The 17,355-nt window shown below is 35.1% G+C and carries 15 protein-coding genes and 1 tRNA gene; 5 read left to right on the top strand and 11 right to left on the bottom strand.

Features of this window, described 5'->3' with window-relative positions; translation table 11 throughout:
• Positions 1–11 precede the first annotated feature (11 nt).
• The 3 genes from rimM to ACJZL3_RS06975 all read left to right on the top strand — a co-directional run bounded on the left by rimM (position 12) and on the right by ACJZL3_RS06975 (position 1,851).
• Positions 12–518, top strand: a complete 507-nt coding sequence (gene rimM / locus ACJZL3_RS06985) for a ribosome maturation factor RimM (protein WP_006279718.1) — start codon at positions 12–14, stop codon at positions 516–518.
• 62 nt (positions 519–580) lie between these two features.
• Positions 581–1,147: an elongation factor P gene (gene efp / locus ACJZL3_RS06980; protein ID WP_419198770.1), complete on the top strand. Its 567-nt coding sequence runs from the start codon at positions 581–583 to the stop codon at positions 1,145–1,147.
• Between the two features lie 8 nt (positions 1,148–1,155).
• On the top strand, positions 1,156–1,851 hold the full coding sequence (locus ACJZL3_RS06975; RefSeq protein WP_006279720.1) for an inositol monophosphatase family protein: 696 nt from the start codon (positions 1,156–1,158) through the stop codon (positions 1,849–1,851).
• 118 nt (positions 1,852–1,969) lie between these two features.
• On the opposite strand, the gene hemA is transcribed toward ACJZL3_RS06975, so the two are convergent.
• From hemA to ispH, 5 genes are all read right to left on the bottom strand, one after another.
• Entirely contained in the window at positions 1,970–3,178 is a 1,209-nt protein-coding gene (gene hemA, locus ACJZL3_RS06970; RefSeq protein WP_419198769.1) for a 5-aminolevulinate synthase, read from the bottom strand.
• Between the two features lie 64 nt (positions 3,179–3,242).
• Positions 3,243–6,008: a host RNA manipulator TomO gene (locus ACJZL3_RS06965; RefSeq protein WP_419198768.1), complete on the bottom strand. Its 2,766-nt coding sequence runs from the start codon at positions 6,006–6,008 to the stop codon at positions 3,243–3,245.
• A 38-nt stretch (positions 6,009–6,046) separates the two neighbouring features.
• Entirely contained in the window at positions 6,047–7,942 is a 1,896-nt protein-coding gene (htpG, locus tag ACJZL3_RS06960) for a molecular chaperone HtpG (protein WP_095742876.1), read from the bottom strand.
• Between the two features lie 608 nt (positions 7,943–8,550).
• The gene (locus ACJZL3_RS06955; RefSeq protein WP_244663114.1) at positions 8,551–8,820 is read right to left on the bottom strand and encodes a hypothetical protein; all 270 of its coding nucleotides are present in this window, start codon (positions 8,818–8,820) and stop codon (positions 8,551–8,553) included.
• A 661-nt stretch (positions 8,821–9,481) separates the two neighbouring features.
• A complete protein-coding gene (gene ispH, locus ACJZL3_RS06950; protein ID WP_419198973.1) occupies positions 9,482–10,411 on the bottom strand; it encodes a 4-hydroxy-3-methylbut-2-enyl diphosphate reductase in 930 nt (309 codons plus the stop codon).
• A gap of 20 nt (positions 10,412–10,431) precedes the next feature.
• Between ispH and ACJZL3_RS06945 the strand changes: the two genes are divergently transcribed.
• Positions 10,432–11,979, top strand: a complete 1,548-nt coding sequence (locus ACJZL3_RS06945; RefSeq protein WP_070357019.1) for a peptidoglycan D,D-transpeptidase FtsI family protein — start codon at positions 10,432–10,434, stop codon at positions 11,977–11,979.
• 2 nt (positions 11,980–11,981) lie between these two features.
• On the opposite strand, the gene ACJZL3_RS06940 is transcribed toward ACJZL3_RS06945, so the two are convergent.
• Together ACJZL3_RS06940 and elbB are read right to left on the bottom strand one after the other, a co-directional pair.
• A complete protein-coding gene (locus ACJZL3_RS06940; RefSeq protein WP_010081942.1) occupies positions 11,982–12,290 on the bottom strand; it encodes a hypothetical protein in 309 nt (102 codons plus the stop codon).
• A gap of 175 nt (positions 12,291–12,465) precedes the next feature.
• The gene (gene elbB, locus ACJZL3_RS06935; RefSeq protein ID WP_006279595.1) at positions 12,466–13,191 is read right to left on the bottom strand and encodes an isoprenoid biosynthesis glyoxalase ElbB; all 726 of its coding nucleotides are present in this window, start codon (positions 13,189–13,191) and stop codon (positions 12,466–12,468) included.
• A 118-nt stretch (positions 13,192–13,309) separates the two neighbouring features.
• Between elbB and ACJZL3_RS06930 the strand changes: the two genes are divergently transcribed.
• Positions 13,310–14,344 carry a hypothetical protein gene (locus tag ACJZL3_RS06930; protein ID WP_070357017.1) on the top strand — a complete coding sequence of 345 codons (1,035 nt, stop codon included), beginning with the start codon at positions 13,310–13,312 and terminating at the stop codon, positions 14,342–14,344.
• 36 nt (positions 14,345–14,380) lie between these two features.
• Here the strand turns inward: ACJZL3_RS06930 and ACJZL3_RS06925 are convergent, their stop codons facing one another.
• The 4 genes from ACJZL3_RS06925 to ACJZL3_RS06910 all read right to left on the bottom strand — a co-directional run bounded on the left by ACJZL3_RS06925 (position 14,381) and on the right by ACJZL3_RS06910 (position 17,046).
• A complete protein-coding gene (locus ACJZL3_RS06925) occupies positions 14,381–14,932 on the bottom strand; it encodes a 5-formyltetrahydrofolate cyclo-ligase (protein ID WP_010963143.1) in 552 nt (183 codons plus the stop codon).
• Positions 14,916–15,536 carry a hypothetical protein gene (locus ACJZL3_RS06920; protein ID WP_006279429.1) on the bottom strand — a complete coding sequence of 207 codons (621 nt, stop codon included), beginning with the start codon at positions 15,534–15,536 and terminating at the stop codon, positions 14,916–14,918. The genes ACJZL3_RS06925 and ACJZL3_RS06920 overlap by 17 nt, the downstream gene beginning before the upstream one ends.
• A 97-nt stretch (positions 15,537–15,633) precedes the next feature.
• Positions 15,634–16,779 (bottom strand): SurA N-terminal domain-containing protein, encoded by a 1,146-nt coding sequence (locus ACJZL3_RS06915; protein ID WP_419198767.1) that lies wholly within the window; start codon positions 16,777–16,779, stop codon positions 15,634–15,636.
• A gap of 176 nt (positions 16,780–16,955) precedes the next feature.
• Positions 16,956–17,046 (bottom strand) — tRNA-Ser (locus tag ACJZL3_RS06910).
• Between the last annotated feature and the right edge of the window lie 309 nt (positions 17,047–17,355).

The raw sequence follows: 17,355 nt of genomic DNA, 5'->3' as shown, positions 1-17,355 counted from the left end.
CTTGCATTAATATGAACGACAATCTGGTATGCTTAGGAATTATTACCTCTCCTCACGGAATTAAAGGAGCTGTTAAAGTAAAAACCTTTACTGAAAAGCCTGAAAATATCTCCTTATATGGTAAGCTAATAAGTGGTGATGAGAATTATAAAATAGACTCAGTATCCGTCATAGGTGATAATTTAGTAATAGCTACAATAAGCGGAGTAAATTCCCGTAATGAAGCAGAGCTTTTAAGGAATAAGAAGCTATATATAGAAAGAAGCAAGTTACCAGAGCTAAATGATGAGGATGAATTTTACCAAAGTGACCTTGTAGATATGGAAGTAAGGCTGAAAAGTAATGAATTATATGGCTATGTAAAATCTGTGTATAATTTCGGCTCAGGGGATATATTAGAAATTTTAGTTATCAGCACAAAAAAACGTATTATGCTGTCTTTCACTAAAGAGATATTTCCACATATAAATATAAAGGGGAGGTATATAGTATTAAATATACCAGAATTTATTGACTAATAAAGACTTTGATATTTATATAAAGCTATTTATAATTATAAGATCAAATTGAAAATGTAATTATGGCAGAAAGAGCTAACGATATCAGACCAGGTCAGGTGTTGGAACATAACGGCGGATTATTTTTGGTTGTAGGTATTATGCATACTCAACCTGGTAAAGGTGGTGCATACATACAAGCCGAAATGAAAAACATCAAAACCGGAGCAAAACAGTATGAAAGATTTCGTTCTGATGCAACAATCAGAAGGGCAATTTTAGATGAAGAGGAATATGTTTACCTTTTCACTGAAGGAAACATTGTAAATCTTATGCATCCAAGTAATTACGAGCAAATCACTATAAATTTGGACTTATTGGGAGAAAAAAAAATTTATTTACAGGATAACATGAAAATTAAAGTTGTAGCTTATCAAGACAAAATAATTTCTGCGCATGTGCCTGATTATGTTACACTTGCTGTGAAAGAAACAGAGTCTGTTATTAAAGGACAAACTGCTACTGCTTCTTATAAGCCTGCAATTTTGGAAAACGGAATGCGCGTTAACGTGCCTCAATTTATAAAAGAAGAGGATAAAATTGTAGTATATACTCCAGGTGACAGCTATTATGAAAGAGTGAAAGAGTAAAAGGAAGAATGTCCCTCTCATCACCACGAATTAATGTGATGCTTGATTCTGTGCGTAATGCTTCCAAGCAGCTTATGCGCGATTTTAATGAATTGCAAATTTCTAATGTTAAATCAGCAGACTTTATTAATAAAACTTATTCAAAATCCAAGCAAACCATATACGATTGCTTGCACGACTACAAACGAGACTATGGTTTTATTTTTGAAGATGATACTGATCAAGAAGTAAAAGATAACACTTATACCTGGTTTATTATGCCTATAGAGGGCAGGGAGAACTTTTCTAGTTGCATGGTTTATTTTGCAGTATCAGTCTGTCTCATTCATAAAAATAAAGTTGTGGCAGCTGTAATTGATGCTCCGGCTCTTAGAGAAACTTTTTGGGCAGAAGAAAAGAAAGGTGCTTTTCTTGAGGATTTTAGATCTCGTCATGTAAAAATGCGAGTGAAAAGCCGTGAAGGGGGTCTAATAGATGTAAGTGGTAATTTGTTAAATAAATTGCTGCCTGGCAATAGTAATGTACGCTCCATAGGTTCAACAATTTTAGGCTTTGCATACCTTGCGGCAGGAAGGCACAGTGGAATAATTTACTCTGGAGTTAACAAATATAAAGCCTTGCTCGGTAGACTTTTTCTGCAAGAAAGCGGTGGAAGGCTAACGGAAGACAACGGGCTAATCATTGCTGGAGATATAAAACTATAGCTAAAGTAATTTATGTTTACCTACAATTTGATAAGCGTAAAACTCGTCATTCCGCTACTTGTTAGCGGAATCCATGCTGAGATACCGCGAATAAATCGCGGTATGACGTAGGGCTGTACTAGCTATAGCATAAACAGGCTACAGAGATAGACAACTTTTCGAAAACTTTTACAAGAGATTCTGTTAAATGCTCTATCATTTCATCGGTATGATAAGGTGTAGGGGTAATACGGAAACGCTCAGTTCCTCTTGGAACTGTCGGGTAATTTATATGTTGAACATATATTCCATACTCATCAAATAATAATTTTGATGCTTCTTTGGATAACTCTGAGTTGCCAATTATTATTGGAATTATATGAGTTTCTGTTGGAATGAAGTTAATTCCTGCATTTCTCAGTGAGTTTTTTACTTTTTCAACGACTTGCTTTTGCTTTTCCCTTTCAATGTTGCTCGATTTTAGGTGCTCAACGCTTGCCTTTGCTGCCGCTGCTAAAACAGGCGACATAGCAGTGGTAAAAATAAATCCTGGAGCGGAACTTCTTATTACATCTACCAAGCTCTTTGAAGACGCTATATACCCACCCATCACTCCAAAAGCCTTTGATAGTGTACCTTGAATAACGGTTATTCTATCCATCAGACCTTCTCTTTCTGCAATTCCGCCACCATGTGAACCATACATGCCAACTGCGTGCACCTCATCCAAATAGGTAATTGCATTATGTTGATCTGCCAGGTCGCATATTTCTTTAAGCGGAGCTACATCACCATCCATTGAATATACGGATTCAAGTGCTATTATTTTTGGTGTCTTTTTGTCTATAGACTTGAGTAACTGCTCTAGATGATTAACATCATTGTGTTTAAATATATGTTTTGGCCTTTTTCCTGATTTTATGCCTTCTATCATCGAAGAATGGTTCTTCTCGTCTGAAAAAATTACTACGCCCGGAATAACAGACGATAAAGTGCTAAGTGTTGTCTGGTTAGCGAGGTAGCCACAAGCAAAAGTTAAAGCAGCCTCTTTTTTATGCAAACAAGCTAAGGATTTTTCAAGTTCAACAACCTCTTTTGTTGTACCAGATATATTTCTTGTTCCTCCAGCACCAACAGATGAATTTTGGATAGCGGCAATTACACTCTCATTTTGTGACATTCCCAAATAGTTATTACTGCACCAGACTATTACTTCCCTATTTCTTTCATAGTCCATAATGTGGGGGAGCCTACCTGGTAATGACGCAAAGTGCGTAAATTCACGGTAGCGCCCCTCATCTTTTATATCTTTTATTTTATTCAAGAATATTTCTTCGTAGTTTACCAAGTCCTTATTTACCGATAATTAACATAATTATAATAAATTATTAAATGGTAAACTACTATATTTATTATACATGTACGGCAGTAGGTACTTTCCCCGTGTTGAAAGGTTTGTCAACCTTGTTGTTTTCAACTTGGCTTTTAGGTGTACAGCAGTATATAATTGCAGCGGCAACCAGACAACAAGCTCCAACTGCTATTCCTGCAGCTAGCATTTCCAAATAAACTGCAATAGCTACTCCTGAAACAACTCCAGCTACTGCTAACGTCCATGTAGCTATGGTAGGCCACTTACTCTTTTGCGTATTTTGTGTTGCAGTAATAGAGGTTGATTGATTGTTTATAGCACTAGTTTTTTCTACTGCTGCAGGCTTTTCCTTACTGTTAATAACACCTCCAATTGTAGACACATTGTCAGCATTCGAAGAAACTTCACTTACCCCCAACTTCTTTTCACAACCCGTAATTTTTGGAGTTGTGGTAAGTGTACTATTGCTTCCGGTATTATTAGAACTTGTAGATTGGTCTCCTGAATTTGGCAAATCGTTGTTCAGTGAAATATTAACATTACCTTGTTTTGTATTATGGTTTTTAATTTCTTTTTTAATTTCTTCTACTTTACCCTTAAAGGGACCGTCTTTATTTTTTACATATTGTAGTACAAGAGTAGGAGAGTTACTTTTTAGAATATTTTCGAGTTCTTCTCTTGAGTTAGTACTGGTTTTGCTTATAAGTCCATCAATCTTTTTCTTAACAGGACTGGCAAGTTGCTTAACACCTTTTTTTCCGCTGCCTTTTTTGATTTCACCCTCCTCAAAATTATTAATTAAAGGCTCCTGCGTTGAAACCCCTGTGTTATTTAAGATAGCATTTTCTTCCTCCCCTGCAAGAACATTTTTTTCTGTCTGTTGACTGCCAGCACTTTTGGATTTTGGGTTTCTTTGACTGCTTGGTTGATTGTTATTCTCTTCATTTACTACAGCCGTATCGCCTTTTATAACAGGTGATACTGCATTATCACTGCTGCTTCTTTTATTAACTTGTGTATTCGCTTGTGTCTGTATATTTGCTTTACTGGAAGTATTGATTAATTTACTACTTTCTAACAAATTTCTAATTAGATATAGATGACTCAAAGTATCTCTATTTTTTTGATACTCATTACGAGTCATACTTGGAAAAAGTTCCATACTTATTTTTTCAAGCTGTTCTGCAATTACTGGTAAAGCTTTCTCAAATTCTTCCTTGCATATTGCCTGAAGAGCTGCGAATTTTAGGTCAACATGCTGACATAAGGGTACAACAACTCCATAACTAGCTTCTTTTATTGCATTTCTCAGTATATTTTGTATGGTTTGCCTGACTACTTGCTGTTTATTATTGAGTATGCTTTGATAAATTTGAACATGAGCTAGAACACTGACTATAATGTCTTGACTTTCAGTATTAGACAATGCAATCAGAATTGATTCATATATTTCATCAAACTCGTTGTTTTTAGATTTATGATCAAGATAATTAATAACATCATTGCTGCATTTAGCACATTTTTCACACAAGTGCTCGATAAATGCAATATTACCAGCATCCAATGCAGTTTTCAGAATTAAATCATAAATTTCTTTTCTGCCACGAGCTCCTATGTTTTTCAGGATTTGTTGCCTTAGTATTGTAATAACTTTATCATCTGCAAATGCTTGTTCATATACATCGTAAATGGCACGATCTGCACTATTAGTGTATCGTTTGCACAGGTATTCAATGACAGATGTGTGTTCCTGGCTTATCGCAGTTTCTAACAAGGTAGCAAAGCTCTTTTTTAATAACTCTTCTGTTGAGGCTTTTTTAGTTAGCTCATTAATATATCTTTCAAATGCATCTAGCACTATCGTGATGAATTCTTCATTTTTGATCAGAGATGCTGTTTCAAGCGCACCATACAAAGGATTAGGTTTACTTGTTTTTAACACCTGTCCAAAATCTCTTAAAACGTATTCGACAAAAACTGTCTCTAGTAATTCTTGCTCTTTTCTTAGTGCTATAACTGAGAAAAAGTCAATCTTATTAGGTTCGACAAGTTGTATAGCTTGACCTTTTAATCTTCCATAAACTCCATCAGTACCATGGAATTTTTCTATAAAAGCTTCAATATATTTTTGACCACCAACAAGTACAGGTAAAAGACTTAAATTTTCTTCAGCAAAAAGAAAATCCTGATATTGCTCTACTAGCTTGTCATTAGCTGCAATTGCCAATAATACCAATTCTTTTACTGAATAATCACACTCAAAATTCTCCTGATCAAATTTATACTGTGATAGTACATTTGAGTATATATGTTGATGATCGCTTCTATCTTGTAAATCTAAGTTAAGTTGTTGCTCACAAAAACTCTTTAAATTTACATTATCCAGCGTAATAGACCTGCCTTCATAATCTTCAATATTTTGTACAACCTTGTCTAGTTCTTCACAATTATCTTCTTGTATAGCTTGATTTAGGATATTTGTTATTTCAGCGAAAGTTAAACTTTTAGGAATGGTATCAAATGAACCTTCATCTTTTGATTCTACGGTAAACGACCTATCACAACCATCAGGAAAGTTTGCAAGTATTGCATTCTCTAAACTTAGATCTTCAGAGGGTGTGCTACATGGAGTAGCTGGTATCTCTTGACTTTCGCTATCTAAAACTTCAAACTCTTCTTCAATACCTGAATCTTCAGAATCTGGTTTTTCAAAACCATGCCAACTTTTGATTAATCTTTCAGAATTTGATTGGCCCTGTGAAGTTGTATCCTGTGATACAAAGTCTCTAAAATTGGAACCAAACATGTTTTACCTCCTAACTAGCAGCTAAGCTAAGTATAGCATTAAACAGAAATCTTGCCAAGCAAATTATTCAATCTCTTAGCAAACAGACTTACATCATCCATCTCTTCACCTTCCACGATGCAAGCTTGGTAAAATAATAAATGAATCATGTCTTCCAATGTTGGGTTTTCACCACTTTCAGCATAAGATTTCATTATACTCTTTATTACAGGATGCTTAGTATTAATTTCAAGCACCTTTGGCGTGCGGTAATTTAGCTGCTTTTGTTCACGCAAAAAACGCTCCATGCGAAGATCCATAGCACCTTCATCAACCGCTAGGCATACGGGACTATCAGTCAATTTTTTGGAAATTTTTACGCTTTTTACTGAATCTCCAAGCACTGTGGTAAAATATTGCAGTATAGTTTCCTCAGTTTTTTCTTCATTCGATTTATTTTCTTCATCTGTCTTATCTTCTTCTGAAGAGAATTTTTCCAAATCAACATCTGCACGGGTTACAGACTTGATTTTCTGATCTTTGTATTCATGAATTACACTAGTCCAAAAGTCATCAACTGGATCAACAAATAGGAGCACTTCTAGTCCTTTACTGACGAATCCCTCAAGTTGCGGACTGTTTTTCACTGAATCCAAGCTATTTCCAGTGAGATAATAGATATGCTCCTGCTCAGGCTTCATTCTGCTTATATAGTCATCAATGCTGACTAATTTCTCATCACCAGTGCTATGAAATCTGCAAATCGAGAGCAGCGCTTCTCTCTCATCAGTTGGCATAGCTTCACAAAGACCCTCTTTTAATACTGCACCAAAATTGGTCCAGAATTTTGTGTACTCCTCTAAATTCTCTTTTGCCTTTTTACCGAGCTCTGATATCGCGCGTTTAGTGAGGGATTTCCTGATTTGCTCAACAACACGATTATTCTGCAACGTTTCTCTGCTGATATTAAGAGGTAAGTCCGGTGAATCAACAATACCTTTCAAGAAACGTAAATACTGCGGTATGATCTGTACATTATCTTCAGTGATAAATACTTTATTTACATATAACTTAACAGAGCAACGTCTATCTGGATGGAATAAATCAAAAGGTTTTATAGAAGGAACATAAAGCAAATTTGTATATTCTATTGCACCTTCATTTTTATTATGCAATATCATCCAGGGCTCCCCGCCAACGTGGGCAACACTGCGGAAAAAATCGTTGTGCTCCTCTTGAGTAACGTCATTTTTTGGCTTAGTCCAAATTGCAGCCTTACTGTTTAACTTTTCACTTTTTCCTTCTTCGTCTATAAATTCAACAGGAAAATTTATGTGATCAGAGTAAGTAGTGACAATATTTTCAACACGAAATTTATCTAAAAACTCGTTTTCTTCAGGATGCATAATGAGCGTAATTTTGGTTCCGCGAGGGACTTGATTATCTGACTTGCTGATTGAATATTCCCCATCTCCTTTGGATTGCCAGATCCAAGACTCCTCTTCTCCAGCTTTTCTCGATTCTACTATTACTTCTGATGCAACCATAAAGCTTGAGTAAAAACCAACACCAAACTTCCCAATCAGCTCCACAGTTTGGCTTGAATCCTTGCTATTCTTAATCGCATCCAAGAACTTTTGCGTACCAGAGCTTGCAATTGTACCAAGATTGTCTATTAAATCCTGTCTATTCATTCCAATGCCATTATCAGTGATATATAGCTCGTTCTTATCTTTATTGGAGCTGATAGTGATTTTTAATTCGTCACTCAAATCTAGCAAATTAGGGTTTAGTTGAGATTCATAGCGCAACTTATCACATGCATCTGATGCATTTGATATTAATTCACGCAGAAAAATGTCTTTATTGGTGTAAAGTGAATGAATCACTATATTCAGTACTTTCCCTACCTCAGCGTCAAATTTTAAATTTTCAGTTTCTTGTACATTATGCATTTTGAGCTCCATTATTTGCCTACTACCCTAATAATTTAAGTATTGAATCACGATCTTTCAAGGTCACGTACACCAAAATTAATGTGGGTGTAGTTATTATGACACCCAATTTATGGGATCTCTTGCATAACAAACTTTTGGCAGCGCATTGGATGAAACGAAAAACTTCCTTGACACCCTTCGCCAGCCCCCTTATCATGAAACTGAAGCTATTTATTTATCTTCGCAATCTCTGCAGTGGATTAATGACAAAAAAACTTAATGTATTTGGCGTAAATCATGCTTAATTTTTTGCACTATGTGCACCTCATGTCTTTATCAAATTTCTAGCTACACAAGCTGAAATACGCTATTTAAAACATCAAAAAACGCCAACTTAAAAAATGGATAGTGAATAATTAGCTACCCTAGGGTTTCTTTGCCTTTTTTTCTGTTTAGTAAATTTCTTAACGTTTATAATTTAGATTAGTTGCGGCTTAAAAGCGGCTGAGTCACGGTTATTAAGCGTTTAGAATAAAAAAACGCCATACTTGAAAGTATAATGTAAGTAACTAGCCAACCATCGGGCTTTTTTTGCCTTTTTTTTCGTTTGGTAAATTTTTTAATACTTAGATTAGTTGCAATTTAAGAGACCAGAAATGGTCAGTGCTTGGCACTGGAATAACGTCCTCCTTTGTTATCCCAGTGCCCAGACACTGGGATCCAGGAAACTTAATTGCAAGTAATGCATTGGATTTGGTGAGTATGGGTTTTATGTTATAGAATGAAACACTTTTGGTGAATTTGTAAAGAAAACTGGATCCCAGTGTTTGGGCACTGGGATGACAAGGTATAAACCTTATCGTCATGCCGCCGCGAACCGTCATACCGCGATTCATTCGCGGTATCTCAGCCGCTAACAAGAGATCCCGCTAACAAGTAGCGGGATGACGGTTGTCGTTCAGCCACAAACATTAAGAAATTTACCAAACGAAAAAAAAGGCAAAAGAAGCCCTGGGGTTATTATCCGCTTTAAAATATTGGCGTTTTTTATGTTTTAAACGCTTGACAAGCGAGATTCAGCCGCTTTTAATTGCAACTAACCTACGCTGCAAATGTTTAAGAAATTTACTAAGCAGAAAAAAAGACAAAGAATCCCCGAGTTAGCTAGTCTTTTACTATCTCTGTCGAGTATTGGCATTTTTTGATGTCTTGTAACGCTTTATAAGCGCGTTCAGCTTATTTAGATAAAAATCTAGATGTAGATGAAGTTTTGTAAAGACATACAGTATCTATATACTGCAAAAAATTGAACATAAGACGCCGATACATTAAGTAATCCTTACCTTTTAATCTGCAGATTGGCGAAAGCAAATACAATAGCTTCAGTTTCATGATAAGAGGGCTGGCGGAGTTTGTCAAGCAAGTTTTTTCGTTTCTATTCCCAATAAAAGTTTGTTATATGGTTATGCAAGAAGTCTAATGAATCGCGGTATGACGTCTTAGCTATAGATGCTGGTTTGTGTGATTTCAAGAGAAGTTTAGTAGATAAGTTGTGTTTTAAACCAGATTCGGTATTTTAAACTGAACATTTTCAGTAATACCACCTGGCATAACTGAAATTTTTACACTCAGGTTTACTTTTAGGTAGTCTATTAATTCATCAACTAATATGTCAGGAGCGGAAGCACCTGCGGTGATTCCTATCTTTTCTACGCCCTGAAACCAGCTTTTATTCACACAGCTGTAATTATCAATCAAGTAGGCTCTTTTTCCTCTGGCAGTGCACAGATCTAATAAGCGGTTTGAATTTGAGCTATTTTTACTTCCTACAACTAATACCATGTCTACAATTTCAGCTAGCTTTTTAACAGCATTTTGTCTGTTTTGCGTTGCATAGCATATGTCCTTTGAATCTGGACCTGTTATGCCTGGAAACCTTAATTTCAAGGCAGCAATAATGTCACGGGTATCGTCGATGCTTAACGTAGTTTGTGTAACATAAGACAAATTATCTGGATCTTTAACCTTTAAATCATATACATCCTGCAAAGTTTGCACTAAAGTGATAGGATTGTTTACTCTTCCCCTAATTCCCTTAACTTCTGGATGGTTTTCATGCCCAATGAGAATTAATTCTTTACCACTGTTTTCATACCTTTTTGCTTCTTTATGCACTTTGTTGACTAAAGGACATGTTGCATCAATCACTTGAATACCCTTTCTTTTTGCCTCATCTTCTATATTTTTTGATACTCCGTGCGCGCTGAAGATCAGTATTCCTTCATTATCTTCAATTTCCTCGATACTGCTTACAAAAACCACTCCTTGTTTCTTAAAGTCCTCTACTATATATTTATTGTGAACAATTTCGTGTAGCACATAAACTTGGCGCTCGTTTTTGTATTTTTCTAAAGTAATAGCTAATATGTCCACAGCTCTTTTTACCCCGGCACAAAAACCTCGTGGTTCAGCTAAGATGATTTCCATTTTTGTCAAATCAAGTAAATATGCAAGCATTACTTAAAAATAAGCTCCGCTCACTGTGTTTTATAGTACCATTATTTATATTTTATATAATAATTATTTTTCGCATATTCTCTTTAACATTTGATCAACTTACTACTTCAGAAAATTTTAGAAAAGATAATATAGTACATAAACAACCTGATATTTTAGATAGAAATGGAGTGGTAATAGCAACAAATGTGCCCACAACATCACTATATATAGATGCAACCAAAGTAAAGAATCCGGAAAGTATAGCAGCACAACTGTGTTCTACTTTGCATGACCTCGAATACAAGAACTTATATAGAGTACTTACTTCAGAAAAGAAATTTGCTTGGATAAAGCGGCACTTGACTCCAAAAGAATTACTAGCGATCAAAAACGCTGGTGTACCAGGAGTAAATTTTGATGACGACATAAAGCGTATATATCCTCACAGTAATTTATTTTCACACGTGCTTGGTTACACTGACATAGATGGCAATGGTATTGCAGGAGTTGAGGCGTATATAAGTAAAAACAATGAGCAAGAAAAGCCCATAATACTATCCTTAGATACACGAGTGCAAAGCATAGTGCATGAAGAGCTAACTAAAGCTGTAAGCAGATATCAGGCACTTGGCGGAGTAGGAATTGTTTTAAATGTGAGAAATAGTGAAGTTATCTCGATGGTCAGCCTACCTGATTTTAATCCCAACTTACAGAATAAGGCAGAAGACGTACAAAAGTTTAATCGCGCCAGTCTTGGGGTATATGAGATGGGGTCGGTATTAAAATACTTTACAATAGCCGCAGCGCTTGATGCGAACGCTACAAAAACTAGCGATTTATATGACGTATCAACACCAATCACCATCGGAAAGTATAAAATTCAGGATTTTCATAAATCTAAAATTCCAAAAATTACTGTGCAAGATATATTTGTAAAATCATCCAACATTGGTGCAGCAAAAATTGCAGTCAAACTAGGTATTGAAAAACAGGTAGAATACTTTAAAGCTATGAAGCTATTTTCTCCTTTGAAAATAGAAATACCAGAAAAATCCACACCGATAATCCCGGATAAATGGAGTGAAACCACTTTAATAACAGCATCTTATGGTTATGGCATAGCTGTAACTCCTATACATCTTGCACAAACTGCAGCAGCATTAATCAACAATGGGATATTTCATAACGCAACCTTGATGTTGAATAAAAGAAGTATAGGAGAGCAAATTATCTCAAGAAGAACTTCCAGGGAAATGAGAAAATTATTACGTGCAGCAGTAACAGATGGCACTGGCAGAAAAGCAAAAATAAAGGCATATTCAATAGGAGGAAAAACTGGATCGGCGGAAAAAGTTGTAGATGGTAAATATAGCAAAGATGCAAACATAGCATCATTTATAGGAGTGCTAACTATGCTTGACCCAAGGTACATAGTGCTAATTGCTATTGATGAGCCTCAAGGGATGCACCATACCGGGGGAATAATTGCTGCGCCTATAGTAAAGAACATTATAAATAGAATAGCGCCTATACTAAATGTTACACCTGAGATGTAAAATTATGATTGCTTTACTACAACTTCAAATTTATCATCACCAAAATCCTTATTAATATACCAAGAACCATCATCTTTAGTTACAAATTCAAGACCTTTAAGGTCTTTTTTTATTGTCTTTCCATTTTGACCATCAATAGCGATATTAATATCGAATGTAATAATGTCTAGATTTATCATAGCTTCTTTCCCGCTGCACGAATTTAGACTGAACTTGCCTAACATGACATCATTAAAACTCACTTCCCCTGTATAGACATCACACTGACCGTCCACACAACACGTAGTTTCAATATAGAAAAGATCTGACATACAAAATACCTTAAAAAAAAGAACTAAACATATATGGCCACTACACCACACCGCTAACAAGTAGTAAAGCGTCGATAAACCTAAGTTACTTTAGCTACGTAGCCATAATACAGCTAGAAATGTAAAATTCAACAGTTAATTGTGTGATTAATAGAGAAGTCTTATTTAGTACACCTTATAGGAATGGCTGTTTAGTTTTTTTGTTAATCTTTTTTACCATGCTGTCAATCATATGCTTTATCCCTTGATATACAGAGTATGTACTTTCGTCGCTACGCATATAAGCAGAACAGGAAAATACATTATGTTCTTCGTCTTCTATTGATAACTCTGTATCGCATTTTATGTGCTCGCCGCCAAGCCTTTCTATCAACTGTTCTCTGTCATCTCCTATAGTTACCTTAACCTTACTTTCTTCTTTACCTATCTTGCTACTTAAAATTGAAACAATGATGGCTGGAGATATGCATATCGCTCCTATTGGCTTTTTTGTAACAAAAAATTCTGAAACTAATCTTTCAAATTCAGGCATTACTGTCACCATGTCTTTACTTTCAGCTAAGTCAGATAAATTTTTCGCAACCCCGTATCCACCAGGTACAACTAGCATGTCAAAATTTTCAGCTTTGGCTTCTTTTAAGTCATATATTTCGCCTCTTGCGATTCTTGCTGCTTCCACAAGTACATTCCTTTTTTCTTTTGTTGCCTCTTTTGTTCTATGATTCATAACTTGTGTGATATTGATATCAGGTGCAAAGCATTTAACATCCACTTCCTGCTGATCAAGCACAAGCAAACTTAAAACCGCTTCTCTTACCTCTGCACCGTCAAGGTGACCACACCCTGATAAGACCACAGCAGCTTTTAATTTTTTTTCACCCATAAAGTACCTTGATTTCATATAATCTAGATATTTTAATACAAATTCTATATTTGGAAAGGGGTATGTTATATCAATTATAATATAATTAATGATTAGTATGTATAATTAGGCATATTTATAATCAACGAAGCTGAATATGGAATCTAGCAATAGTATGTTTTTTGACACTGACTATCCAGAACTAAGAAAAGCTATTTCAGATATAATAGAAAGTATTGCACAATCCTCACAAGAGGGGAAAAAAGAGTTATTTACAACCCTATCAGAACAAGTTAAAGGGATGAACCTCAAAGATTTAGGTTTAGCGATTAATGACCAAGGCTTGCAAAAGGAGGTCAACAAAGAATTATTTATAAAATTCATTGAAGAAGCGCTTGAAGGTTTAACTTCTGAAAATGTTGACTCAAAAATAATAGAAGAGGCGTTAAAATCTGTTAATCAGCAAGCAATAAGTAATGTTATAAATAATAATAAAGGTCCACTGGACAATCTAGTCAATTATTTTAAATCAGCATCTGCAAATAAAAAAATTGGAATAGCTTCTGCCGTAATGGTATTAGGAGCAGCATTTTCTCCACTTATTGTGCTTGCTACATTAATAGCACTTGTAGGTATTGGAGCACGTTATGCAGGAATAGGTATAGTAAAGGCAGGGGAAAAAATAAAAGAAGGTGCGATTGATGCAGGAAAAGCAGTGAAAAGTTTATCTAAAAATTTAGGGGATAAATTGCCTGAGGTTGGGCCAAAAAAAGATAACTTTAGTAAATTATACAACAGTTTGGCTCAAGAGATTATAGGCTATAATATGTCCGAAGAAGGTGAAAAAATAAAAAACGCCCAGAGTAAAGCAAAGGTCATAGGCATGCTTCAAAATGAAGGGCAGCGATCTGCTATACAAGAGTTAGTAAAGAATGGAACTATTCAAAATTTTTCAGAAGATGACATGAAAAAGCTTAGAGAAAAAGGTACTAGTACTTATGAAAGTGATAAGGAAGCACTTGAGGAACTTATGGAGAAATTTCAATCTAAAATTATGGCCATTGGTGAGGGTAAAATAGAGGAGGTAGAAAAAATGGTTAATGATAAAGTTAACCAAATGAAGTCACCAGTTCCTCAATTAGATAGTCCAAGTTCTGAACAAGCGAGTACAGGAGAAACCAAAACCCTCTGATGGCTTGGAGAGGGAGGGAATGGAAAAGGTAGAGATCTATTCTTTTTTATCCACTTTTTTGAGCAATCCACTTCCACATCTAACACACATCTCAGTGATTATAATATCCAATTTTTGATCATGTTTTTCTACAGGTAAATCTTTACAATATTGTTTCTCATAGGCTACACCTATAAATATTTTTCCAAGTGGCCGCAGTTTTTCTATCATTGTATCATACCAACCACCGCCAAAACCCAATCTATTAAAATGATCATCAAAAGCAATAACAGGAGTAATGATTGTGTCGGGAATTACGTCTTCATTTGTTTTGTTCCATTCCTCAAATTTTAGTAACTTATTTTTATTAGGAATTGCTACTTTATAATCTAAATCGAGTAAACTATGCATCAAAGGCACAACATCTATTTCCTCATCCATTGGAATGTAAGCTGCTATTGTTTTGCCTTTAACGTAGCTTAAGTTCTGATTAAAGAGATTAATAAGGGAATTTGCCGCATAACTGGAATAACTTTCATCAATATCTTTTCTTATAGCTCTATATTGCTCTCTTATTTCCTTTTTGTGCTGTTTAATATCTTTGAACATGATCTATCCATTTTGCAGTAAGTTTTTCTTGTAAACTATTTTGCTTCAAGCGCTCACTTAAAAAGTCAAAGTCAACACACCCCATATCCTGGTCTTGATTACTGCAACTATAAACAAAACTCCTTTCTCCTGTTTTCGCATTTATATGTTGCTGCACACACTGAGCGCAGATTTCTTTCATCATACACTGCATAGGAGAATTAACTGATGATATCGCTATGTGGCCTGATTTCAGATATGGCTTTAAAATTGTTTTTCTAGCTTCATTCACAGCTTTCATCATTTTGTCAGAACCAATAGTGATAATTTTATCTATAACGTTCAAATTAATACCTAATCTTCCTTGTTGATAAGAGACTATTGCATCAACTATATTACCATGAAAGGATTTATCTTGATCTCTGCTTGTTTCTATCAATCCTTCTTCACATGCCCAAACTACTGCATTTGATGCACGCTCTATCAGTGCTCGTTTAAATACATCACTTAACTTCTTATAGCCAGCAAAGTACAAAACCTTGTTATTATTTTCAAGACATGCCTTCCCTATCGAAAATAACACTGCATTTCCAACTCCACCACCAATTAGCATTATATTCTTCATGTGCTATTTTAACTGCATTTGTTCAAATTTTTTGAAATTTTATAGAACAAAGTAATTTATATAGTTCTATACACAAAGACAAGAACACTCTCTGACTTCAACTATACCGATAACTGATAGCTGCATTTTTACGCATATCATCTAATAACAAGTTGCTTTGTATCATAATCTTTTGTTGGTACATTTTCTGTTTGATTGCTTCTATACCCGCTACATTACTCTTGATATCACACAACATCATCAACTTTGCAGTGCCATTTTCTCTCAATTCTACTATTTCATTCACACTTGTTTTACTAAATAAAATCTGTAAATCAGGATTTAAATCTCGCATTTTTATTTCAAATTCTTTTGCGTTTGGCAGCTTAAAATTATCTGCCAATTTATCAAAATTTAAACAACTGACCTTTTGCTCCTTGAGATTATCTAATAAACTTTCTGAACCTTCAACCACAATCTGTTTTAATTTTAAAGTGCTTTCCAGCAGTGCATGATTAAGTTGTACTTTATCTATTACTTTTATAACGGAGTAACCTTCACTGAAACTGAATGGACCTGCTATGTCGCTGGTTTCTAATCCTTCTAAAACGCTCTTGAGTTTTCCTTTTAGCTGACTTAAATTAACTGTTGCTTTACGCATCTTTATTGGAGATTCTGGGTTATCACTGTTGCGTAATTTTTTTACTAAATCTTCAGCTATACCATAAACGTCCTTGTCTTTTTGTTCAGGAATTATAAACTCTTGGAACGTGATAAGATAATCCGGCTTTTCTGTTTGCCTTTTTACATCATCTACTTCTTTATCGCTTATATTAATAAATGGCACAATTCTTACTTCAATAATTTTGCTCCACAGTAACTGACATTTTATTTGTTTTCTTAAAATACCAAGATCTATATTATGCTTCTCTATGTATTGATCAACTTCATTAGCCTTAAGTTTAAAACTTTGGGTTAAAAATAACATAATAGCATTATCTAACTCCTCGTTGCTCAATTTTATATTCAGCCTCTGTGCTTCATTGATAATGATAATTTCGTCTATTAGCTCCCTAAGCACTTGAGGCTTTGCTTCTTTTTGATTAACACTTTGAGTGCCAAACAATGAATTTATAAAGTTGATGCGTTTTTCGATATCTAAATTTGAAATTGGTTCACCATTTACATCTGCAACAATTTCAATCTCGGTTGCAAGCAACCTAAGTGGCAACACTATCAACAGTAAAATTAGTATTTTATACATACAAGTAAAGTTAATAACCAATTCTATAATAAATACTGAGTCAATGCTAGCCAACTTTTTAATAGTGATCTCAGTGACAATGGAAATAAAAACCATTGCAACAAAATCAGGTACGCTGGTAAATAGGCTAAAAACATGCTAATATAGCGAATTTAAACCGTGCTAAAAACAGTATACGGAAGGAGAGGGATTCGAACCCTCGATACGACTTTTGGGTCGTATAACGGTTTAGCAAACCGCCGCCTTCAGCCGCTCGGCCACCCTTCCAAATTTAGAACCTAAAGATTATATAATACCAAGACCTCTACCACCTGTCTAATGCTTTTAATTGCAATATTTGTATCTGTTCAGATGCATGGCTAATGCTGAAACAAAAATTCCAGTGCTCCCTTTCTTGTCATCCCAGTGCCCAGACACTGGGATCCAGGATTTTGATTAGCACTAAGTTGGTGAGCATATAAGTGTTATGTTAAAATATAACGTTTTTACGGAAAGTCTGGATCCCAGTGTCACGCACTGGAATGACATCGTTTACTATGTGCCATATTGCAATGTTCGTACAGTTGTGCGCGGTAT

This window comes from Wolbachia endosymbiont of Rhagoletis cingulata (genome assembly GCF_048537655.1).
Taxonomy (GTDB): domain Bacteria; phylum Pseudomonadota; class Alphaproteobacteria; order Rickettsiales; family Anaplasmataceae; genus Wolbachia; species Wolbachia pipientis.
This window is presented reverse-complemented; position numbering and strand designations above follow the sequence as displayed.

Coding starts and splice junctions, on each gene's coding strand:
- rimM (WP_006279718.1), top strand. CDS start 12: ATGAACGACAATCTGGTATGCTTAGGAATTATTACCTCTCCTCACGGA.
- efp (WP_419198770.1), top strand. CDS start 581: ATGGCAGAAAGAGCTAACGATATCAGACCAGGTCAGGTGTTGGAACAT.
- ACJZL3_RS06975 (WP_006279720.1), top strand. CDS start 1,156: ATGTCCCTCTCATCACCACGAATTAATGTGATGCTTGATTCTGTGCGT.
- ACJZL3_RS06965 (WP_419198768.1), bottom strand. CDS start 6,008: ATGTTTGGTTCCAATTTTAGAGACTTTGTATCACAGGATACAACTTCA.
- htpG (WP_095742876.1), bottom strand. CDS start 7,942: ATGCATAATGTACAAGAAACTGAAAATTTAAAATTTGACGCTGAGGTA.
- ACJZL3_RS06955 (WP_244663114.1), bottom strand. CDS start 8,820: ATGAATCGCGGTATGACGGTTCGCGGCGGCATGACGATAAGGTTTATA.
- ispH (WP_419198973.1), bottom strand. CDS start 10,411: ATGGAAATCATCTTAGCTGAACCACGAGGTTTTTGTGCCGGGGTAAAA.
- ACJZL3_RS06945 (WP_070357019.1), top strand. CDS start 10,432: ATGCAAGCATTACTTAAAAATAAGCTCCGCTCACTGTGTTTTATAGTA.
- ACJZL3_RS06940 (WP_010081942.1), bottom strand. CDS start 12,290: ATGTCAGATCTTTTCTATATTGAAACTACGTGTTGTGTGGACGGTCAG.
- elbB (WP_006279595.1), bottom strand. CDS start 13,191: ATGAAATCAAGGTACTTTATGGGTGAAAAAAAATTAAAAGCTGCTGTG.
- ACJZL3_RS06930 (WP_070357017.1), top strand. CDS start 13,310: ATGGAATCTAGCAATAGTATGTTTTTTGACACTGACTATCCAGAACTA.
- ACJZL3_RS06925 (WP_010963143.1), bottom strand. CDS start 14,932: ATGTTCAAAGATATTAAACAGCACAAAAAGGAAATAAGAGAGCAATAT.
- ACJZL3_RS06920 (WP_006279429.1), bottom strand. CDS start 15,536: ATGAAGAATATAATGCTAATTGGTGGTGGAGTTGGAAATGCAGTGTTA.
- ACJZL3_RS06915 (WP_419198767.1), bottom strand. CDS start 16,779: ATGTATAAAATACTAATTTTACTGTTGATAGTGTTGCCACTTAGGTTG.